The sequence below is a fragment of the Lacicoccus kunmingensis DSM 17847 genome, assembly GCF_059568765.1.
In genome coordinates this window covers 107,678-124,755 of the sequence record NZ_JCANUC010000005.1, presented here as the reverse complement: position 1 = coordinate 124,755, position 17,078 = coordinate 107,678, and the positions used below count along the sequence as shown (strand labels likewise).

General features: G+C 43.6%; 12 protein-coding genes. 4 read left to right on the top strand and 8 right to left on the bottom strand.

Annotated features, from left to right (window positions below; translation table 11 throughout):
* Nucleotides 1-6: 6 nt before the first annotated feature.
* The 3 genes from BO48_RS07375 to BO48_RS07365 all read right to left on the bottom strand — a co-directional run bounded on the left by BO48_RS07375 (nt 7) and on the right by BO48_RS07365 (nt 2,907).
* The gene (locus BO48_RS07375) at nt 7-444 is read right to left on the bottom strand and encodes a GNAT family N-acetyltransferase (RefSeq protein ID WP_496366784.1); all 438 of its coding nucleotides are present in this window, start codon (nt 442-444) and stop codon (nt 7-9) included.
* An 89-nt stretch (nt 445-533) separates the two neighbouring features.
* Nucleotides 534-1,796: a Y-family DNA polymerase gene (locus BO48_RS07370; protein WP_496366783.1), complete on the bottom strand. Its 1,263-nt coding sequence runs from the start codon at nt 1,794-1,796 to the stop codon at nt 534-536.
* A 97-nt stretch (nt 1,797-1,893) separates the two neighbouring features.
* Nucleotides 1,894-2,907 carry an LCP family protein gene (locus BO48_RS07365; RefSeq protein ID WP_496366782.1) on the bottom strand — a complete coding sequence of 338 codons (1,014 nt, stop codon included), beginning with the start codon at nt 2,905-2,907 and terminating at the stop codon, nt 1,894-1,896.
* Nucleotides 2,908-3,050: 143 nt separating this feature from the next.
* On the opposite strand from BO48_RS07365, the gene BO48_RS07360 reads away from it, so the two are divergent.
* Nucleotides 3,051-4,013, top strand: a complete 963-nt coding sequence (locus BO48_RS07360) for a DUF1002 domain-containing protein (protein WP_496366781.1) — start codon at nt 3,051-3,053, stop codon at nt 4,011-4,013.
* Nucleotides 4,014-4,055: 42 nt separating this feature from the next.
* Here BO48_RS07360 and BO48_RS07355 read toward each other — a convergent pair whose 3' ends face one another.
* From BO48_RS07355 to parE, 3 genes are read right to left on the bottom strand one after another with little or no spacing between them, the layout of a single operon-like run.
* Nucleotides 4,056-5,510, bottom strand: a complete 1,455-nt coding sequence (locus BO48_RS07355) for an alanine/glycine:cation symporter family protein (RefSeq protein WP_496366780.1) — start codon at nt 5,508-5,510, stop codon at nt 4,056-4,058.
* Nucleotides 5,511-5,569: 59 nt separating this feature from the next.
* Nucleotides 5,570-7,990: a DNA topoisomerase IV subunit A gene (gene parC / locus BO48_RS07350; protein ID WP_496366779.1), complete on the bottom strand. Its 2,421-nt coding sequence runs from the start codon at nt 7,988-7,990 to the stop codon at nt 5,570-5,572.
* On the bottom strand, nt 7,977-9,962 hold the full coding sequence (gene parE / locus BO48_RS07345; RefSeq protein WP_496366778.1) for a DNA topoisomerase IV subunit B: 1,986 nt from the start codon (nt 9,960-9,962) through the stop codon (nt 7,977-7,979). Before parE ends, parC begins: the two co-directional genes overlap by 14 nt.
* 217 nt (nt 9,963-10,179) lie before the next feature.
* Here parE and plsY point away from each other — a divergent pair, with 217 nt between their 5' ends.
* Complete coding sequence (gene plsY, locus BO48_RS07340) at nt 10,180-10,764, top strand: glycerol-3-phosphate 1-O-acyltransferase PlsY (protein ID WP_496366776.1); 585 nt, start codon at nt 10,180-10,182, stop codon at nt 10,762-10,764.
* Nucleotides 10,765-10,829: 65 nt separating this feature from the next.
* On the opposite strand, the gene acnA is transcribed toward plsY, so the two are convergent.
* The gene (acnA, locus tag BO48_RS07335; protein ID WP_496366775.1) at nt 10,830-13,535 is read right to left on the bottom strand and encodes an aconitate hydratase AcnA; all 2,706 of its coding nucleotides are present in this window, start codon (nt 13,533-13,535) and stop codon (nt 10,830-10,832) included.
* A 253-nt stretch (nt 13,536-13,788) separates the two neighbouring features.
* On the opposite strand from acnA, the gene mscL reads away from it, so the two are divergent.
* The gene (gene mscL / locus BO48_RS07330; RefSeq protein WP_496366774.1) at nt 13,789-14,160 is read left to right on the top strand and encodes a large conductance mechanosensitive channel protein MscL; all 372 of its coding nucleotides are present in this window, start codon (nt 13,789-13,791) and stop codon (nt 14,158-14,160) included.
* A 172-nt stretch (nt 14,161-14,332) separates the two neighbouring features.
* Nucleotides 14,333-15,697, top strand: a complete 1,365-nt coding sequence (locus tag BO48_RS07325; RefSeq protein WP_496366773.1) for a YfcC family protein — start codon at nt 14,333-14,335, stop codon at nt 15,695-15,697.
* 111 nt (nt 15,698-15,808) lie between these two features.
* Here BO48_RS07325 and BO48_RS07320 read toward each other — a convergent pair whose 3' ends face one another.
* Nucleotides 15,809-17,071 (bottom strand): bifunctional folylpolyglutamate synthase/dihydrofolate synthase, encoded by a 1,263-nt coding sequence (locus BO48_RS07320; RefSeq protein WP_496366772.1) that lies wholly within the window; start codon nt 17,069-17,071, stop codon nt 15,809-15,811.
* Nucleotides 17,072-17,078 lie beyond the last annotated feature (7 nt).

Below are 17,078 nucleotides of genomic sequence, written 5' to 3'. Positions count from 1 at the left end.
TGATTTTTATTCCACAGAATTTTTAAAGACGTAGCTGACTTTGTCATAACCCATTTTGTCTTCATAAAAGCGGTGGGCTTCCGTTTTTTCAAGGCCGGATGACAGCGCAACACTGTCATAGCCGTTTTCCCCGGCCCATTCATGGACAAATTCCAGCAGTGCTTTGCCGTAGCCTTTTGAGCGGCTGTCACTGTCGGTGACCAGATCACACACCCAGACGAATCTGCCGTAATATAAAGTAATCATCGGCTTGAATCCGGTGACGGCCACAATCTTTTCATCCTCGAACAGCGCAAATATTTTATAACTGTCCTTCACCTGCGCCTCCAGCACCAGATCCATGTAGGCCTCTTCATCCAGATGTGTCCGCAGCTGTTTCATGACAGGAAATCCTTCCTTTATTTCCTCTGACGTCTGCAGTTCTTTTATGATCGGAGTACCCATATCATGTCCCTCCCGTATTTTTAGATGTTCTTATCCTACCATATACAAACCGGATGTGAACCGTGATATCATTCTGATATGCTCGCCGCCTACCTCTTATGCCCCGCAATCAGTCCTTCCCTGAGTTTCAGGGTGGATGCCTCGGTTCGGCTTAAGGCACGCATGACAGAGAGCTGGCCGTACTTCACTTTCAGTTCATCAATCGTTTTCACCAGTGCTTCTTCCTTCAGCATTTTTTCCATATCTTCGAACAAAGATATCTGTTTTATGCTGTCGGGGATGAAATTGGTCAGAGACACGCTGATCGTCCGGTACAAGGCATTGGTATCCGCCATCTGCAGCAGATGGCGCCACACTGCTTTCATCATTTCATTTTCGTTATTGGTGCCTTCCTTGACCGTGAACTGTTTCCTGTATACTTCGCCGTCTTTTGTGCCGACTGAAAACTGAACGGTTCTCGCAAGCCGGTTTGCGAGTCGCAGCCGGTGGGCCACTTCATCTATCTGTTCAAATAAAACGACATAGATTTCTTCAAATTCATAATCCCTCATCAAGATCTGGCTTTTTGCGATGGACGGCGAATGGACGACATGTTTTTCCCGTATGACACTGAAGTCTATGCCGTTGGCATGAAGGTGCCAGTCGACACCGACGACGCCGAAATCACGCTTTAGATGTACCGGACTGTAATGTGCCAGATCTCCGATATTGAAGATTCCGCGCTGGTTGAGCTTCACTTCACTGCGCCGGTTAATCCCCCAAAAATCCCTCAGCGGTGTAATCGGCCACAGCTTTTCAGGTACATCGTGATAGCGCCACTCTGCAATGCCGTCACTCATTTTCTTCGCCTCGATATCCAGGGACAATTTACTCAGCAGCATATTTTCTCCGATGCCGATGGCACTGTCAATTTTCGTCGCCTCATAAATCTCCCTTCTTATTCTCCTCGCCAGAAGATACGGGGACTCTTCAAACAGATGCCAGCTTTCCGTAACATCCATAAAAAATTCATCGATGGAATACTGATGGAAATCTTCAGGAGCAACATACTTGAGTGCCACTTCAGTGATCTTTCCGGAGTAATCCAGATAGATTTTCATCGATGGATTGATGATATAAATATCCCGGCGGTTCGGAATTTCAAAAAGACGCGATCCTGTCTTTATACCGAGCTTTTTCAATTCCGGTGTTGCAGCGAGTACAACCGAACCGATACTCTTCGTATCACCGACCACCGCCAGTTTCGTCGTCTTCGGATCCAGCCCTTTCAAAATACAGGATACACTCGCAAAAAAACTTTTTAAGTCCACACATAAAATATGCCGGTGCGGACAAATATGATAGTTATACATAACCTCACCTCTTTACGAACATACGTTCTTATTAAATATAACATATCATCCGCATCGGGTCACCATGAAAAAAGACGCCTTTCGGCGTCTTCAGTAATTATGGCTGCGGCACTTCTTCATCCGGATCCGGCTGCTGTGCTTCTGTATCATCCAGTTCATCATCCAGGAACTGATGCAGTACTTCACTGTTCCAATCGTAGTCAAGATCGATGACGCTGCCGGCGTGGTAAGTATCAACAAATTGATATGATCCTTCCACAGGCAATGTGAGCGAGTCGATATCCTTATCACCACGAACAAGGAATGAACCTGCCATACGGTAGAGTTCTGCTTCGCTCATGCTCGTATTGACATATCCCATACCCGTGCCCATGGCGTGCGGCAGATTGAAGACACCGCCGACAGTCAGTATTTCATCCTTGACCGCACCGATGACCTGCTGCTGGCGTCTGACACGGCCGAAGTCACCTTCCGAATCCTGACGGAAACGGGCATACTCAAGTAAATCTTCACCGCCGAGACGCTGTTCACCCTTGTACAGTTCTGTCGTAATCTTCTCGGACATATCCTTTTCGACATCGATCATGATGCCATCATCATTGATGGCGTCCACGACCGATTCAAACGCCTGATAATCGACGACGATATAGTCTTCCACCTGTACGCCGAAGTTCGACTCCAGCGTCTGTCTCAGAAGTTCGACGCCGCCGAGTGAATAGACGGAATTTATTTTATAATTCTGGTAGCCCGGAATGTCGACATAGACATCCCTCATTATCGATGCGAGTTTCAAGTCTTTCTGCATATAGTCGTACTGGCCGAGCATGATGACGTCCGTCCGTGTGACGCCGTCATCCTCCCTGTCCGCTCCGAGGAGCAGAAACGTTTTCTTGCCGTCGTTATTATCGGTCCCGTTAAATGTCATCTCTTCATGATCCACGCCGTTTTCCTCTGCAGTTTTCAACCCTGACTGATAAGACAGGAATATATATAAAATTGCACTGATCAATAAAATGATTAAAACTAATGGTATATACGCTCTTTTTCGCAGCTTCAGCTTCTTGCGTGTACCCGTATTGCTTTTATCCACACGCTTATATTCATTATTCATATTCATGCTCCTAAAATTTCTCTACAAAATATTCTACTCTTAAACGATAAAATAATAAAGTAAATATAATACGCCGGTTAAAAATTGTTTTAAAATCCGCTCTGTAGTAAAATTAATAAAAATCGAATGAAAAGAGGATTATTATGTATAAAAAGCTTACTCTGCTGGCTATGGCAGTGTTACTCATATCAATTATACCAACAACTTTGAAGGCAGCTTCCGAATGGGATAATGCCGTGACGATATATGGTGCAGCACTTGAGAACGATGACAACCTCCGCAGTGAAACGAGCGGACTGCTTGAAGCCGAAGACAATGATGAAACCGGTTATGTATATTCGGAAGATGTTGATAATTATCTGGGCATGCTTTATGACAACAGCGTATTGAAGTCAAGCATCCGTATCATGCAAAGAGATCCGGGCTACGGACTCAACATCACACTTAACGAATCCATGGGTGAAATCACAAAAATCACTGAAGAGACATATCAGAATGCTTTACTGACTTCAGGCATCACTGATGCAGATGTCACCATCGCAGCCGCTGAAGATGTTACAGGTGAAAGTGCGCTGTCAGGCATATATAAAGCATATGAAGTACAAGGTGAGGACATCCCCGAGGAACGGACGCAAAATGCACAGGAAGAACTTGAAGCAATTTCAGATATATCAGATGAAAACAGTGATGTCGAAGGATTTTCACAAGTCCAGCTGAACAAAATGATCACTGAAATCAAAATTGAAATCGTCAATAACTATGGCGGTGAAGTGACAGAAGAAGATGTAAGAAACATCGTCGATGAGAAGATGCAGGAAAACGGCCTCCAGGATATTTTATCCCAGGAACAGGTCGACCGCATCATCGTCATCATTACGAACATTCAGGAATCCGGTCTGTTTTCCGGTGAGGAAGCGGACAGATTGATTGAATCATCACGCAACCTTGTAGATCAGATCACTTCAAGCGATGCATTCAGCGACGCACAGGACAAAGCAGAAGAGATCGGACAGGAAATACAGGATTCAGGCGCATGGGACTCATTCGTCACAGCACTCCGCAACTTCTTCAACAGTATCGTTGATTTCTTCAAAAACTTATTTTAAACAGTAAACGACCGCATACATTTGATGTATGCGGTCATTTTTTTATTCTTCTTCTTTTGTTTTATCGTAACGGCCTCTCTCCCATTCGCCGATACCATGTTTGTCGATATCGACATTATCGATGTAGAAGACCGGCTGCTTGCCCGCTTTCAGCTGATCTGAGTAATCCTTCGACACTTTAAAGACGATTTTACTCAGTCCGATGATTGCTACAATGTTTGTCACTGCCATCAGAGCCATGAATACGTCTGCCGTATTCCATGCAAGCGTAATATCCATAACCGCTCCGACGTAGACCATCCCGATAACCAACAGCTTAAAGATGAACAATACAACAGGATGTTCCTTTATAAAGTTAAGGTTGCTCTGTCCATAGAAATAGTTCCCTAAAATTGAACTGTAAGCAAACAGTAAGATGACGACTGCTATAAAAATACCGCCAAAGTCTCCAATCTGTGCTGACATGGCTGCCTGTGTCACTTCAATACCCTGAGTCGCATCTTCACCGTAACTCAAATCCGTATACATCAGAATAAGAACAGCCGTCGCTGTACAGACAATCATAGTATCGAAATAAACACCCAAAGACTGGATAAGCCCCTGTTTCACAGGATGGCTGACCGCAGCTGATGCAGCGGCATTCGGAACAGAACCCATACCTGCTTCATTCGAGAACAGCCCGCGTTGGAAACCGTTCAGGATTGCTGCACCCACAGCACCTGCAAAAGCTTCCTGCAGACCGAAGGCATTCGCAAAGATCTGTCCGATCATCGGCAGAACAAGATCGTAATTAATAACTAATATGAATATGACCACACCAAGATAAATCGTTGCCATGACCGGGACAATATAGCCGGTTACATTCGCTATTCGTTTCGCTCCTCCGAAAATAACTACCGCAGTAAAGATTGCAAGAATAATACCGATAATGTTGCGGTCGATGCCGAAAGCACCGTTATATGCAGCCGCAATGGTATTTGCCTGCAGCCCGTTAAATGCAAAACCGAAAGTCACGGTAATCAAAATCGCAAAGAACATGGCCAGCCATTTCTGGTCCAGTCCTTTTGACATGTAATATGCAGGACCGCCGCGGTAACCGCCTTCTTTATCTTTCACTTTGTACAGCTGTCCCAAAGTGGACTCAAAAAATGCAGTCCCCGCGCCGATGAATGCAATGACCCACATCCAGAACACAGCACCCGGACCCCCGAGCACGATTGCTGTTGCCACCCCGGCAACATTCCCGGTTCCTACACGTGAAGCGGCACTGATCGTGAATGCCTTAAAAGCGGAAATCCCTTTCGTCCCATCAGGCAGCGTTTCAGGTTTCTCTTTCAACACGGCAAACATTTGTTTAATTGATCTGAGTTGAACAAAACGTGAAGATAATGTGAAAAACAGGCCGGCAACAATCAATATCCCGACAAGAAAATCGCCCCACAAAAGATCGTTCATTGTTCCAATGATATTTTCAAAAATACTGATGAAATTCTCCATAAAAAAGCCCCCTTTATGTTAATGAATTATAACATTGGGAGCTTAAAATGAAACCTTTTTTATAAATCTATGTCATCAAAGTAAACATCTGTCACTTCACCGAACGTATCCTCATCCACTACAAACGAGCCGTTCACATACTTTCCAGTAACCCGGATGTCCTTGCCGCTGATCGTCGAATCATTTGACTCGGAAACAATGACTGCATTGATATTATCATCAAATAGTTTTGCACCGACAAGACGATGTGGTTTGGATTTTATTTCTTTAAGCAGCATCGTACCGACCTGGGCACGGGCGCCTGATTCGAATGCCGACAGGTCTGTACGTTTTGCAGCACCTCTGTTGGAGACAGTCAGTAAATACCTCTCATCTTTAATAATGCCTGCAAATATGATTTTATCATCCTTTTTCACATTCATCGCTCTGACACCCTGCGATCTCAGACCTGTCGGATTGACCGCATCCAGACCGTATTTCAGCGTCAAACCTTTTGCAGTGACGTATAAAATCTCTTCCGTTCCTGTCACGGAAGTATCCACATCAACCACTTCATCATCCGCTTTAAGATTCATATAGACAATCGGTCTCTTGATTCTGACAGCTTCGAACAATGAGAGTTCACTGCGCTTAATCTGACCATTTTTCGTAACCGAGACAATCGAGAGGCTGTCTTTGTAGTCATCCACAGTCATGGCGAATATAGGAAATTCATGCGCTTCTATTTTGAAACGGCTCGACAGATGGACACCGTGGTCCTTCCAGCGGATGTCAGGTATTTCATGTACAGGAATGATTAAGTAATTCCCGAGATTGGTAAATACCAGCATTTGTTGAAGTGTATTGGCTTCACTCAGATACACAAGGAAATCGTCTTCTTTCATGCCGATTTCATCAGGTTCACTGGCATTGAAGCTTCTCGGACTTGTGCGTTTGACGTAACCGTCTCTCGTCAGTGAAAGGATTGTCTCTTCCTGAGGAATCAGCAGTGTCTTGTCCAGTTCGATATTTTCAATTTTATCTTCGACTTCGGTCAATCTTTCCGAACTGTATTTCTTCTTAATGTCCCGGAGTTCTTTTTTTATGACCGATAACAGTTTTTTCTCATCATTAATGATTTCATTAAGCTGGTTGATCGTATAATCGAGTTCATTATGCTCTGTTTCCAGCTCAACGATATCAGTGTTTGTCAGACGGTAAAGCTGAAGCATAACAATCGCTTCTGCCTGAGCCTCGGTGAAATGGAATGCTTCGATAAGATTCTCTTTTGCATTCCTTTTATTTTCAGATTCTCTGATCAGGCGGATGACATCATCCAAAATCGACAATGCTTTCATCAGACCTTCAATGATATGCATGCGTTTTTTCGCCTGGGCCAGTTCAAATTGCGAACGTTTATATACAATTTCTTTCTGGTGATCGATATAGCTCGCTAAAATCTCTTTCAAGCCGAGCAGCTTCGGCGCTCTGTTGCTGATTGCGACCATATTGAAGTTATATGCCACCTGCAGGTCGGTGCGTTTATACAGATAGTTGATGATACCTTCTACATTCGCATCTTTTCGCACTTCAATCGCAATTCTCAAGCCCGTTCTGTCTGTTTCATCCCTGACTTCCAAAATACCGTCGACTTTTCTGTCTGCACGGACTTCATCGATCTTTTTAACAAGGTTTGCCTTATTTACTTCATAAGGCAACTCACTGATTGCAATCAGCTTCTTACCGCTGCGCAATTCTTCAGTTTCAACTTTGGAACGGACAATGACTCTGCCGCGTCCGGTCTCATAAGCTTTTTTCAATTCATCCTTACCCTGGATAATGCCGCCGGTCGGAAAATCCGGACCTTTGACAATTTGAAGCAGTTCATCAATTTTGACCGTCGGTTTGTCGATGACTTTCAGTGTTGCATCGATGACCTCATCCAGATTATGCGGTGGAATATCTGTTGCATACCCCGCTGAAATACCCGTCGATCCGTTGACCAGAATATTAGGAAAGCGTGAAGGCATAACAGTCGGTTCCACATCGGTATCATCAAAATTGTTCATAAAGTCCACAGTGTTCTTATTGATGTCTCTGACCATTTCATTGGATATCTCAGCAAGCTTCGCTTCGGTATAACGCATTGCAGCAGGCGGATCTCCGTCCATACTCCCGATATTACCGTGAATCATGATGAGCTCTTCTCTCATCTTCCAGCCCTGTCCAAGACGGACCATGGCATCGTAAATGCTCGACTCACCGTGCGGGTGGTAGTTACCTATGACGTTACCGACCGCTTTGGCACTTTTACGATAATTTTTATCAAATGTATTACCTTCCCGGAACATTGCATAAAGGACACGACGCTGTACCGGCTTCAACCCGTCTCTTACATCAGGAATGGCACGGTCCTGGATGACATACTTACTATACCGTCCAAAACGGTCACCAAGCACATCTTCAAGTTTCAAATTTTGAATATTTTCAGCCAATGCCATCACCTTCCTCATCCATATGATCTATTTCCTGATTTTCTAAAATACTGTTCTGGTCCTCGAGTGTAAAGCTGACATTCGACTCGATCCATTTTCTGCGCAGCTCGACATTATCACCCATCAGCGTTGTCACACGTTTTAATGACAACGCCTCATCGTCAATCGAGATCTGGATCAACGTACGTGTTTCAGGATTCATCGTCGTTTCCCATAACTGTTCAGCCATCATCTCACCGAGACCTTTATATCTCTGAAGTTCAATGTTTCCGCCCATTTCTTTTTGCACTTGTTCCAATTCTTCTTCAGTCCAGACGTAACGCACATCTTCCTTTTTTCGGACCTTTTTCTTCAATTGGAATAAAGGCGGCAATGCAATGTAGATTTTACCGGCTTCAAATAAAGGCCGCATATAATTGAAAAAGAACGTCAGCAATAAAACTTGAATATGCGCACCATCAGTATCGGCATCGGTCATGATAATCACTTTATCGTAGTTGGAATCTTCAACTTTGAAGTCCGTACCGACACCCGCACCGATGGTGTGGATGATGGTGTTTATTTCTTCGTTTTTAAAAATATCTTCAAATTTAGCTTTCTCGGTGTTGATCACCTTGCCCCGGAGCGGAAGAATGGCCTGGAACTTACGATCCCTGCCCTGCTTCGCCGAGCCGCCGGCTGAATCCCCCTCTACTAAAAAGAGTTCATTCTTTTTCGCATTTTTACTTTGGGCCGGAGTCAGCTTGCCGGAAAGCAGAGTGTCTTTCTTACGGTTTTTCTTGCCGTTCCTCGCTTCTTCACGTGCTTTTCTCGCAGCTTCCCTTACATTTCTTGCCTTGATGGCCTTTTTAACAAGCTGACTGCTCAATGTGCCATTCTCTTCAAGATAGAATGGCAACTTTTCGACGAGTGTGGACTCGACAGCCGCTCTCGCTTCATTGGTTCCGAGCTTGCTCTTTGTCTGACCTTCAAACTGGAGCTGGTGCTCTGGAACCTTAATTGAGACGATTGCCGTCAAACCTTCGCGGATGTCACTGCCGTCCAGATTTTTATCTTTTTCTTTCAATTCTTTTATTTTACGGGCATATTCGTTGAATGCCTTTGTAAAACCGGTTTTGAAACCGACTTCGTGAGTCCCGCCGTCTTTTGTTCTGACATTGTTTACAAAAGAGATGATCGTCTCCGTATACTGGTCATTATATTGGAAACTCACATCGGCTTCGATATCCTGATAGTCCCCTTTAAACTGGACGATATTACCGATGGAATCCTTGCCTTCATTTAAAAATTCGATAAAAGACTTCAAGCCATCTTCATATTGAAATTCTTCCACCTTTTCTTCATCGCCGCGCGCATCGACTATTGACACTTTCAAGCCGCTCAGAAGAAAGGCTGATTCCCTCATTCGTTCAACAATCATTTCATAATTGAACGACGTGCCGAGCTTGAAGATTCTGTTATCCGGTTTAAAAGTGACGGTTGTGCCCGTCTTTTTAGTCTTGCCAGTCACTGACAGCTTCTTATCCACTTTACCGCCGTCTTTAAATGAAATTTCATGGACTTTTCCGTCACGGTGGATTTCGATCTTCATCCACTCACTCAGTGCGTTGACGACAGAAGCTCCGACACCATGGAGCCCTCCTGAAGTTTTATAGCTGCCGGAACCGAATTTACCGCCTGCGTGCAGTACTGTGAATATGACTTCAGGTGTTGTTTTTTTGGATGGGTGCATACCTGTCGGCATACCCCGTCCGTTATCTGAAATTGAAATACTGGCATCTTCATTCAGTCTGATATTGATCTCGTTTCCATAACCGTTCAATATTTCATCCACGGCATTATCGGCAATTTCATAAACCAGATGATGCAGACCTCTTACATCGGTTGAGCCGATATACATCCCCGGTCGTTTACGAACTGCGTCCAGGCCTTCCAATATTTGAATTGAATCATCACTATAATTGTTCGTTTTTGACAAAGAGTAAACCTCCTACAAACATACGTTCGAATTTTAATCTACCTTACTATTTTTATATAAAAACACAATCTTTGCAAGTCTCTGCTAAAAATTTAATAATATAACCAGTTAATAGTTTACATAACATTATTATAGTCAACTATCCAATTTTTATCAATTTATAATATTTTATTTATATGGTAAACTATTAGTACCTGATAATAAAGGAGAGTCTAAAATGGAAAATGTAATACTCCTGCTCATATTCAGTTATTTGATTGGCTCCATTCCATTTAGCTTACTCATAGGTAAAATATTTTATAAAGTAGACCTTAGAGAACACGGCAGTGGTAATATCGGAACTACAAACACCTTCAGAATTTTAGGCAAAAAAGCTGGGATTGTCGTATTGCTCCTGGATATATTCAAAGGTGCGCTTCCTGTCTATATCACCATTCTGTTGGCTATGGATATACATATATTTATTCCGGGACTCGTCAGTGCACTCGGCCATGTCTACCCCATCTTCTTGAAGTTCAGAGGTGGTAAAGCCGTTGCTACAGGTGGAGGTGCAGTACTTGCCTACAATCCAATCGTCTTTATAATTTTAGTATCTGCATTTTTAATTACATTGAAATTGAGCAAATTTGTATCTTTATCGAGTATTGTAGCTGCAGTGACATTAATCGTTCTTTCCCTGTTTTTACAAGATCCATTGTTCATGGCTTTTGCAATCGTACTCGGTTTTGTCGTCATCATCCGACATATATCGAATATGAAACGGATTAAGGATGGAACAGAATCCAAAATAACTTTTATGTAAATCCTGTTAAAAACAATATAACCCGGTGAAATCATATGATTTCACCGGGTTTTTAAATGATTGAATTACTCACTTAATTTTTTTCTGAGAACAAGTGGTAAGATACCACCATGACGGTAATAATCCACTTCCACTTCAGAGTCGAAACGTGCTTTGACCTGAATGACTTGAGCATTACCCTCTGTATCAGTCACTGTAACATCCAGAATATCTCCAGGTTTAACTGTCTCGCCCACTTTGATATCGAATGTTTCACTGCCGTCAAGACCGTAGTCTTCAGCATTCTTTCCATCTACAAACTGCAGAGGAAGAACACCCATCATTACAAGGTTGGAACGGTGGATTCTTTCGTAACTTGCTGCGATAACAGCTTTGACGCCCAGAAGGTTTGTACCTTTGGCTGCCCAGTCACGGCTGGAGCCCATTCCGTAATCATCGCCTGCAACGACAACAAGACCTGTATTCTCTTCCTGATACTTCATTGCAGCGTCATAGATGCTCATCACTTCACCAGTCGGCCAGTGAGTCGTGAAACCACCTTCTGTACCCGGTGCAATCTGGTTACGGATACGGATGTTCGCAAATGTACCGCGGACCATCACTTCATGGTTACCACGACGGGAACCATATGAGTTGAAGTCACGTGGTGAAACACCCTGTTCGATTAACCATTTACCTGCCGGTGTATCTTTACCGATCGCACCCGCTGGTGAAATATGGTCTGTGGTTACACTGTCTCCAAATTTACCAAGAACTCTGAGACCATTTATATCATTGATTGTGCCCGGTTCCTTGGAAAGATTTTCAAAGAATGTAGGGTTTTGGATGTATGTTGATTCCGGCTGGAAATCATACATCGGCGCGTCAGTCGTTTCAATCTTATTCCATGTTTCGTTGGATTCAAACAGATTTTCATACTGTTTACGGAATAGTTCAGGCGTAACATTGCTCATTACTGCATCTCTGACTTCCTTGATTGACGGCCAGATATCTTTCATGAAGACATCATTTCCATCCTGGTCCTGTCCAAGCGGCTCTTTATTAAGATCGATATCGACAGTACCTGCAAGTGCGTAAGCAACAACCAGTGTCGGTGATGCAAGATAGTTTGCTTTGACTAGCGGGTGGATACGTCCTTCAAAGTTTCTGTTACCGGAAAGTACAGAAGATACCAGCATGTCATTGTCTACAATCGTTTTCGTAATTTCAGGCTTTAAAGGTCCTGAGTTACCGATACAAGTTGTACAACCATAACCGACAAGGTTGAATCCTAGCTGATCAAGGTACGGCTGTAGGCCTGCGTCTTCCAGGTAGCCTGTAACAACTTTTGAACCCGGTGCCAGTGATGTTTTCACGTATGGTGGCACTGTAAGACCTTTTTCTACAGCTTTCTTCGCGATTAAACCGGCTCCCAGCATAACGTAAGGGTTGGATGTGTTCGTACATGATGTAATCGCTGCGATGGCAAGGTCACCTGTTTTAAGCTCTGCTGTTGTACCGTCACTGAATTCAACAGTGCCAGTCTTTTCAAACTCGCTCTTATCAAGACCATGACCATGGTTGCCACTCTCAGCAGTTACAGATTTATTATATTTCTCTTTCATTTTAGAAAGTGGAATTAAATCCTGCGGACGTTTCGGACCGGCAAGTGATGGTTCCACAGTTGACAGGTCAAGTTCGACGATATCTGTGTAAGTTGCTTCAACATCAGGATCGAAGAACATATCGTTCTCTTTCAGGTATGTTTCAACAATCTCAATCTGTTCCGCGCTGCGGCCTGTCAGTTTCATATAATCAAGTGTTTCCTGATCTACAGGGAAGAATGCGTTTGTTGCACCGTACTCAGGTGACATGTTTGCGATTGTTGCACGGTCAGCAAGCGGTAACTCTGTGACGCCGCTGCCGAAGAACTCAACGAATTTACCTACTACGCCATGCTGACGGAGTAACTCTGTAACACGAAGTGCAAGGTCCGTTGCTGTTGCACCTTCAGGCAGAGCATTTTTCATGCGTACACCGATTACTTCAGGTACCGGGAAGTATGAAGGCTGTCCAAGCATTCCTGCTTCTGCTTCAATACCGCCGACGCCCCAGCCAAGTACACCAAGGCCGTTGATCATCGTCGTATGTGAGTCAGTACCGACCAGTGTATCCGGATAAGTAACAAGTTCATTATCTTCTTCTCTTACATGTACAACGTTTGCCAGGTACTCAAGGTTTACCTGGTGGACGATACCCGTTGCAGGTGGAACAGCACGGTAGTTATCAAATGATTTTGTTGCCCAGTTCAAGAATTCATAACGCTCATTGTTTCTTTCGAATTCAAGTTCCATGTTCTTCTGGAGTGCCTGGTGAGTACCGTATTCATCAACTTGTACTGAATGGTCAATGACTAAGTCCACCGGTACTTCAGGGTTGATTTTCTGTACGTCGCCGCCAACATCATCCATAGCTTTTCTGAGTGATGCAAGGTCAACGACCGCCGGTACACCAGTGAAGTCCTGCAGGATAACACGGGAAGGCTTGAATGGCACTTCTGCATTGCCGAAGTCACCTTCATCCCATTTAGCAAGTGCTTCAATATGTTCATCTTTGATTACTTCACCGTCATACTGTCTTAAAACCGATTCAAGAAGTACACGGATTGAGTATGGCAATTTTGCCGTTTCTGAAAAACCTTTTTCAACTAATGTTTTTAAACTGTAATAGTTATAAGTTTCATTATTCAAACTGAACGTCTTTTTAGCGTCAGCTTTGTAATTTTGACCCATCGTAAATTTGCCCCCTAAAATTAGTCTTATATACAGTATACCTGATAATCAAAGCTTGTAAACGGTTCACAATTCAAATTATGATACAAATAATTAACGAATGATGATAACTAATGCTTATGATTAACTATGGCCAGTATAAATATTTATTATGTAAAAATATTATAATATCACTTGTATTTACAACTCGTTGGTGTATATTTAAAAAGTAAAAATTATTACTTAATACACAAACTATTTGGAGGAAAAGTCTATGTGGCAGGAATTTAAAGATTTTATACTACGCGGAAATGTATTGGATTTAGCTGTAGCGGTCGTTATCGGTGCAGCCTTCGGTAAAATTGTACAAGCCTTGGTTGAAAACATCATCATGCCTACTATTGCATTAATTTTCGGAGATACTGATTTTGCTTCCGACTGGGTATACATGGGCATCACTTACGGTGTATTCATTCAGGCAATCATCGACTTTCTGATCATTGCAGCTGCAATCTTCGTATTCATCAAAATCGTCAATAAGCTGACTAAAAACAGATTTGTCGAAGAAGTAGCAGAAGACGAACAGCTGGTACTGTTAAGAGAAATCAGAGATTCATTAGTTAAAGACAACAAACCGAATGACTAAAAAGGAAACTTGATCATTCCGGTTTCCTTTTTTTATTGCGAATCTTAAAATATATAATCATTTTTCCTCCCTTCACAATTGAAAATGGTATACAAATAAGTAAATCGTTACGATATACTTGTTATGTACACTTATAACAAGGAGGCTGATTACAATATTAAAAAACATTAAAATGCCACACGCATTCGTCCTGATTTATGCGATTGTGATCGTGGCCGCCATCGCGAGTTATATCATCCCTGCCGGTGAATATGACCGTTATGAAGACTCAGAAGGCAGGCAGGTCGTTGATGAAACAACATTTACATATATTGAACAGAACCCTGTCGAATGGACACAGATTTTCACCGTCGTTCCGCTCGGCATGGTTGACGCGGCAAGCATCATCTTTTTAATATTCATCATTGGCGGCGCCTTTGGAATGATAAACGGCACCGGTGCAATCGAAGCAGGCATCAACAAAATCGTATCTCTTTTAAAAAATAAAGAGATGATACTCATTCCGCTGACAATGCTGATATTCTCACTTGGAGGCGCAACATTCGGTATGGCGGAGTCCACCCTTATCTTCATACCTATGGGTGTCATACTTGCACGCTCCCTCGGTATGGATGCGATGACGGGCATGTCAATGGTCGCTCTTGGCGCTGCAGCAGGATTCTCTGGCGGATTCATGAACATATTCACTGTCGGCGTCGCACAGGAAATCGCAGAACTGCCGCTGTTCTCAGGTATGGGGTTACGTATCATTGTTCAAATTATCTTTGTGGCCATCGCTGCATTCTTCGTTTACAAATACGGTAAACGTGTTCAGAAAGATAAACAGAACAGTTACGTATATGACCTCGAGAAAGCTGCAGGCACTGAATCGTACGAATTCAAAGAACTGACGAAAAAACATATCGCGGTACTTATTGTAATATTTGCCGGACTCGCATTGATCGTCTACGGCGTAGTCAACGGATGGTCCACCGGCACAGAACTCGCAGCCATATTCCTCGCTATGGGAATACTTTCAGGCTTCATCGGCGGCAACTCGCCAAACGGCATCGCAGAAGACTTCATCCAAGGTGCAAAAGATGTGACTTTCGGCGCCCTGATCGTCGGACTTGCACGCTGTATCCTACTCATCCTTGAAGAAGGCACCATCATCGACACAGTCATCTTCGCAGTGAGTTCAGTACTTGAAGGACTGCCGGCGACAATCGCTGCAGTCGGGATGTTCTTCACACAATTCATCATTAACTTTTTCATCCCGTCAGGCTCCGGCCAGGCTGCCACAACAATACCGTTGATGGCACCGATTGGAGACATTGTCGGCGTACCAAGACAATCCGTTGTACTCGCATTCCAGCTCGGAGACGGTTTGTCGAACTACCTGTTCCCTACTTCAGCGATTTTGATGGCAGGACTGTCGATCGCTAAAATACCATATGAAAAATGGCTCAGGTTCGTCTGGCCCGTCATGTTGGCATGGATAATCGCAAGCTCAGCCGTCATGGCTGTCAGTATCATCATAGGATACGGTCCATTCTAGAAAATAAAAATCCTGCTCACTCAGAAGCAGATAAACTCACAAGTGAGCAACCACATACAAAAAATGAGTCAGGCCCCGATATCAGGTCTGACTCATTTTTTTATGCCTGTTCTATTTATTAAAGCGCTGCTTTACATCACTGATAAAGTACAGGCTGCCGGTGATCAATAACAGCTCACCATCGAAATCTCTGATAAAGTTTTCGTAATCTTTAACAGTCTTTTTACCAGGATGGCTGACCGCCTCATATATATCATCCAGCGGCAGTGATTTAAAGAATTCGAATTCCGTGACGTAAAACTCATCCGCAATCTCATTCAGTTTATCCACCATCGGTCCGATCGGCTTGCCTTTCACAGCAGAGAATAGCACCGTAATCTTCCTGTCGCCGAAGTAATCCTTCATCGTTGAAACAAGTGCATCGACAGCCTCATTATTATGTGCGCCGTCCGCAATGATCAAAGGCGATTCCTGCAGCGTTTCAATGCGCCCCGTCCATTCGGTCTCCTCTATCGCATCAACCATCTTATTCAGGTCAAGCGATAATTCACCGCGCTCCTGCATCTCTACCAGTGCTGCCATCGCAAGTGCTGCATTCTCTCTCTGATGCATGCCGATCATCTTCAGCTGAATGTTTTCGAAATCATAGTTCCCGTAATTAAAAGAAAATTCATTGCCCTGATGATAGATGAATATTTCTTTATGCAGTTCAACGCTCTTGGCATTCTTTTCCGACAGTACTTTCTGTACATGGGACTTGCTCAAATCATCGGCAATATTGTATACGAGCGGAATATCCTTTTTGATGACGCCCGCTTTATCCTTCGCGATGTCGATAAGTGTGTCACCGAGAATTTCGGTGTGATCGAGACCGATGCTTGTCAGTACGGTCATCACCGGTGAAAAGACATTCGTCGAGTCATGGGTCGCACCAAGGCCGGCTTCCACGATGACAAAGTCCACTGCATGAAGCTCGCCGAAATAGACGAACATCATCGTTGTGATGACTTCAAACTCTGTCGCTGCACCCAGGCTGGTCTCCTCAATCATCTCTTCAGTGACCGGACGGACAATGGTCGCCAGTTCCGCGATTGTCTCATCTGAAACCGGCTCACCATTCAAAGAAATACGTTCATTGAATATTTCGATGTACGGTGAAGTGAAAGTTCCAACCGAGTAACCATTGGCATTCAATGCATTCCTCATATAACTCAATGTAGAACCTTTGCCGTTTGTTCCCGCCACGTGTATACCCGTGATTTTATTTTGCGGAGAGCCCAACCGTTCGAGCATCCATTTCATTCTTCCAATACCGGGCTTGATGCCAAACTTCATCTGGTCATGAATCCAAGATAAACTCTCTTGATAGTTCATTAAGATA

What these genes read in the sequence shown, in the direction of transcription:
- BO48_RS07325 (WP_496366773.1), top strand. Translation starts at nt 14,333, where the DNA reads ATGCCACACGCATTCGTCCTGATTTATGCGATTGTGATCGTGGCCGCC.
- acnA (WP_496366775.1), bottom strand. Translation starts at nt 13,535, where the DNA reads ATGGGTCAAAATTACAAAGCTGACGCTAAAAAGACGTTCAGTTTGAAT.
- parC (WP_496366779.1), bottom strand. Translation starts at nt 7,990, where the DNA reads ATGGCATTGGCTGAAAATATTCAAAATTTGAAACTTGAAGATGTGCTT.
- BO48_RS07375 (WP_496366784.1), bottom strand. Translation starts at nt 444, where the DNA reads ATGGGTACTCCGATCATAAAAGAACTGCAGACGTCAGAGGAAATAAAG.
- plsY (WP_496366776.1), top strand. Translation starts at nt 10,180, where the DNA reads ATGGAAAATGTAATACTCCTGCTCATATTCAGTTATTTGATTGGCTCC.
- BO48_RS07365 (WP_496366782.1), bottom strand. Translation starts at nt 2,907, where the DNA reads ATGAATAATGAATATAAGCGTGTGGATAAAAGCAATACGGGTACACGC.
- BO48_RS07360 (WP_496366781.1), top strand. Translation starts at nt 3,051, where the DNA reads ATGTATAAAAAGCTTACTCTGCTGGCTATGGCAGTGTTACTCATATCA.
- BO48_RS07355 (WP_496366780.1), bottom strand. Translation starts at nt 5,510, where the DNA reads ATGGAGAATTTCATCAGTATTTTTGAAAATATCATTGGAACAATGAAC.
- BO48_RS07370 (WP_496366783.1), bottom strand. Translation starts at nt 1,796, where the DNA reads ATGTATAACTATCATATTTGTCCGCACCGGCATATTTTATGTGTGGAC.
- mscL (WP_496366774.1), top strand. Translation starts at nt 13,789, where the DNA reads ATGTGGCAGGAATTTAAAGATTTTATACTACGCGGAAATGTATTGGAT.
- BO48_RS07320 (WP_496366772.1), bottom strand. Translation starts at nt 17,071, where the DNA reads ATGAACTATCAAGAGAGTTTATCTTGGATTCATGACCAGATGAAGTTT.